The sequence below is a fragment of the Aquimarina rhabdastrellae genome (genome assembly GCA_947387485.1).
Taxonomy (GTDB): domain Bacteria; phylum Bacteroidota; class Bacteroidia; order Flavobacteriales; family Flavobacteriaceae; genus Aquimarina.
In genome coordinates, this window is sequence record CANDNT010000037.1 from 1 (window position 1) to 4,228 (window position 4,228).

The following is a 4,228-nucleotide window of genomic DNA, read 5'->3' on the forward strand; positions in this document are numbered from 1 at the left end:
TACCTCCAATTTTTTCAAAACACCCATTATTTTCTCGAAATTTGCGCTAAAGTTGTGCATATAAATTAAAGTGTCGTTACTTCAATTTACTGCTATTTAGTAGTTTGCACAACTTTCTTCAAATGCACCACGGGTGATATACATATCTAGGTTGCAATTAATAATTTTAAGTTCATTAAAAATCCTTTAGATTTGTAGTTGATCATATAATAGATATATAGTTACCATAGTAACTATATATAATTGTTGTGAGCAATTAAAGAAAAACATGAACAGAATATACCCAATACTTATTCTTCTTCTAACATTGAACTCTTGTGACTTTAGTTCTTTTGGTCCAGGAAGTCAAGACTTCACTAAAGAACTTCCAAATGGATATATGATTTTCAGGTCTTCATCTCATCAAATACAAATAGTCCCAGAAGATGGGTGGGGTAACGAAACCCCAATAATTCCGACCAAAGTTCTTAAACTAAATATTCATGATGAATTCGTAATCGCTTACAGACAAGGATTAATGGAAAGGTCTCCTAATGACCCCAACGATAGCTATATGCTCCCAGATCCAAATAAATTTGATTATTGGATATTAGATACTAAAACGCCAAAATCATATGGTAATTTGACAAAAAATAATTTTGAAAAGACCAAAATTGAACTAAAAATACCGAAATCAATAAAATTGATAGATGTATACGAATATTAATAAAAACTGCTCACAACAATGGCTATAAAGCATAGGCCTAACCAACCAAACCGTTCCTACGCTTCATAGCCGGAACGTTAGCAGTCATATTAGAAATTGTTTGTATTTATTTAAAAGGAAAAATACTATTTAATGAAAAAAATCCCTTGGCACTTTCTTTTACTAATTATTTTGGCAGGAGAGTCAGTATTTATTCTTCCATTTGTTCTTTCACGTGTCTTTAGACCTACGGTTCTTGAAGTATTTGGCCTTGACAACCTGCAGTTAGGTTTGTGTTTTTCAATATATGGCATTGTAGCTTTGTTATCTTATATCTTCGGAGGTCCCTTAGCTGATAAGTTTCCTCCAAGAAAATTGATTGCAATTGCATTATGGATGACCGCTTTAGGAGGATTTGCATATTCTACTTTTCCTAGTTATTCAGTATTAAAAATGCTTTATGGGTATTGGGGATTTACAACCATTTTTTTATTCTGGGCGCCAATGATTAAGGCCACTCGTATTTGGGGTGGATCTACTTCTCAAGGTAAGGCTTTTGGCTTTTTGGATGGTGGACGAGGGTTAGTAGGAGCATTATTTGGAGCTATGGGTGTTCTGATTTTTTCAGTTTTTATTACTTCAGAAGTTTCCGAGCTCACAATCTCTGAAAGTAGGGCAGCATTCAATCAGGTTATTCTAGTGTCTTCATTTATAGTAATTCTTGTTGGTCTATTGGTATGGTACTTTTTGAAATTGGATCATGAAATAGAAAAAGAGATTACCATAGAAAAAATAACGAAAACACAAATTCTGGATGTACTACGATTACCTTCTGTATGGTTGTTGATGATCATTATTCTATGTGCATATGTTGGCTACAAAATCACAGATGTGTTTTCGTTATATGCTCGAGATGTGATGTTATTTGACCAAATACAATCTGCTCAAGTTGGAACTTTTTTGTTGTTTATCCGTCCTGTAATTGGAATTTTAATCGGAATATTGGCAGATCGCTCACAAACTACTTTATGGTTAGCTGTTGGATTTATTGTTTCATTCTTTGGAGCATTATTGTTCGCACTAGGTCTGATTTCAGATTCGGCAACGACTTTGTTTTTTATATCGATATCAATTACAGCTACGGGCGTATATGCCGCTCGTTCTCTATACTTTGCAGTAATGGAGAGGGGACAAATTCCTTTAATTCTTACAGGAACTGCGGTTGGTGTTATATCCATTGTAGGTTATACGCCAGATATATTCACAGGGCCAGCGATGGGATATCTCTTAGAAAATTCGCCCGGTTTAAAAGGTCATCAACATGTTTTTTGGATGTTGACAATGTTTTCTTTTATAGGTATTATATCTGCATGGTATTATTACCGATTGTATAGAAAGAAAAAACTGAATTGACAGTATTTTTTAATGGATTTAAAAGACTATTTGAAATTGGAAAGTACGACAGCTAACAACAGTAACCGTTGCACAAATCAATAATTATAAAATATAAAAAAGAAAAAGAGCTTTTCTTATGAGATTGGGATATTTAATTGAAAAAAATATAATTTATTAAAACAGATATAATACGTCCCCAATTCAACATATAGAGATTTATAAATATGACTCTCGATTCTTACAATACTCTTGCTCAATTTTTTTGAGAATATACGCAATAATAGAAGAGATAAATATTCTACTAATCGTAAGCAATAATTTTGGTTAAACCTATCACTAGGCTAAAATTCTAGGAGTACACCAAAGAGTACACTTTATAAGTACATCAAATGTTTGATAATGTATCGAAATGTATTTTTACTAAAATGTAAGCATCTGATTTATAGTGTAAAAATAAAGAGTCGCTTCGTTTTCATAACTCGGAGGTCACGGGTTCAACTCCCGTTCTCGCTACAATTTAAAATTAAACCACTGAATTTCAGTGGTTTTTGTTTTTGTAAAAACTCGGTTTTATCGAGAAAATCTACTAAAACCCTCGGGATTCAAAAACGACCGCTCTATTTTTAAACCACTACAAGACAGTGATTTATATTTTTTTGATTATTTCAGAGTTCAAGAGTACACTTTAGAGTACACCTTTTGTTCAAAATTAACATATTTTGAAGGCTTAAAATTTTACTTTTGAATATCAGTTACTTATGTTGTATTTAAGTTCAATTACTATTATTAACAATCAAAAGCCCTTCCCTAACCCCTAACTATTCATTCACTTATTCAAAGAGAAATATAGATTTAAGATATATCTATTTAGATATCTATTAATAATTTTAAGTTCATTAAAAATCCTTTAGATTTGTAGTTGATCATATAATAGATATATAGTTTCCATGGTAACTATATATAATTGTTAGGGCACATATGAGAAAAACCAAAAACATATTGATATTTCTATTTTCACTATTCTACTTATTTGGATGTGGACAAGAAAAAATAGACTCGAATTTTGAACAAGATGTTTTTATAGAATTACTTCCAAAAATTGTAGATTCAATATTTGTGGATATTAGACCAATTCCACCGCCGCCAGAAGAAATTAGAGATGAAAAAAACAGTAAAATAAAATTACAGAAATGGAAAGAATATAAAATCAACTATTTTAAAAATAAGTCTCAATATAATACTGAATTTATAATTGCTATTGAGGAGGAAATTGAAAAATGGGAGAATATTCCTTCCTCCAAAGTTGATTTTAAAAAAATACAAAATACAAAAAATTCATCTTTAAACCAAGAACTGAATTTCCTTCTGGCATGGAAATTTGGAAAGAAAATTTGAAATACAATTTTGCTGGAGTTTTTTCTTTTTCAAGAATTGAATTTAATGACGAAAGATTGAATGGAAAATTATGGGTAAATTATAGATGTGGTGGTTTATGTAGGCAAGGAGGAATTGTTCATCTAAAGAAATACGACGGAAATTGGGAAATTGAAAAAATTGAAATATTAGAAGTTTCTTGAAAAAATACGTGCCCTAACAATAGTAACTGTTGCACAAGTCAATAATTATAAAATATAAAGAAGAAGAAAAGCTCTTTAAAAGGGTTTTTCTTATGAGATAAGGATATTTAATTGATAAAATTAAAGTTCCTTAAAAGAGATATAATACGCTCCTAAATCAACATATAGAGATTTATAAATAAGGATATTGGTTTTAGCAATACTCTTGCTCAGGTTTTTAGAGAATTTCAAGTATTTTTTGAGATTATACGCAATAGCAGAAAGCATCATCACCTTACTGGCTTGTTGTATACCTATAGTATTGATCTTTCTTAATCCCATAAATTGAGTTAACGTTCCAAAGACTGGTTCAACTGTACTTTGTCTTTTTCGCTTCATATATTTTCCTTTATTACTATGTATTCTAGTTTTATTTCGTTCGTATTGTTCACGATAATAGGTTACAGAAAACTTCTTTTCTTTGGCTGTTTTTCCTAGAAATTGTAAAGCTAATGGGCAGTTTTTGCATTGTTTAGAAGAACTACGATATTCTTTCTTTTTAGTTTACTTTCGATAATCCAAAAATACTTTC

General features: G+C 30.7%; 4 protein-coding genes and 1 pseudogene. 4 read left to right on the top strand and 1 reads right to left on the bottom strand.

Features of this window, described 5'->3' with window-relative positions; translation table 11 throughout:
• Positions 1–268 precede the first annotated feature (268 nt).
• The 4 genes from ACYEKI_RS21035 (at position 269) to ACYEKI_RS21050 (ending at position 3,657) form a co-directional block, all read left to right on the top strand.
• Positions 269–706, top strand: a complete 438-nt coding sequence (locus ACYEKI_RS21035) for a DUF3997 domain-containing protein (protein WP_459213187.1) — start codon at positions 269–271, stop codon at positions 704–706.
• Positions 707–838: 132 nt separating this feature from the next.
• On the top strand, positions 839–2,098 hold the full coding sequence (locus ACYEKI_RS21040; protein WP_459213188.1) for an MFS transporter: 1,260 nt from the start codon (positions 839–841) through the stop codon (positions 2,096–2,098).
• A gap of 960 nt (positions 2,099–3,058) precedes the next feature.
• Positions 3,059–3,475 (top strand): hypothetical protein, encoded by a 417-nt coding sequence (locus ACYEKI_RS21045; RefSeq protein WP_459213189.1) that lies wholly within the window; start codon positions 3,059–3,061, stop codon positions 3,473–3,475.
• On the top strand, positions 3,472–3,657 hold the full coding sequence (locus ACYEKI_RS21050; protein ID WP_459213190.1) for a hypothetical protein: 186 nt from the start codon (positions 3,472–3,474) through the stop codon (positions 3,655–3,657). The genes ACYEKI_RS21045 and ACYEKI_RS21050 overlap by 4 nt, the downstream gene beginning before the upstream one ends.
• A gap of 218 nt (positions 3,658–3,875) precedes the next feature.
• Here the strand turns inward: ACYEKI_RS21050 and ACYEKI_RS21055 are convergent.
• Positions 3,876–4,228 (bottom strand): annotated as a pseudogene (locus tag ACYEKI_RS21055) (transposase); the annotation flags it as partial.

Coding starts and splice junctions, on each gene's coding strand:
- ACYEKI_RS21035 (WP_459213187.1), top strand. CDS start 269: ATGAACAGAATATACCCAATACTTATTCTTCTTCTAACATTGAACTCT.
- ACYEKI_RS21040 (WP_459213188.1), top strand. CDS start 839: ATGAAAAAAATCCCTTGGCACTTTCTTTTACTAATTATTTTGGCAGGA.
- ACYEKI_RS21045 (WP_459213189.1), top strand. CDS start 3,059: ATGAGAAAAACCAAAAACATATTGATATTTCTATTTTCACTATTCTAC.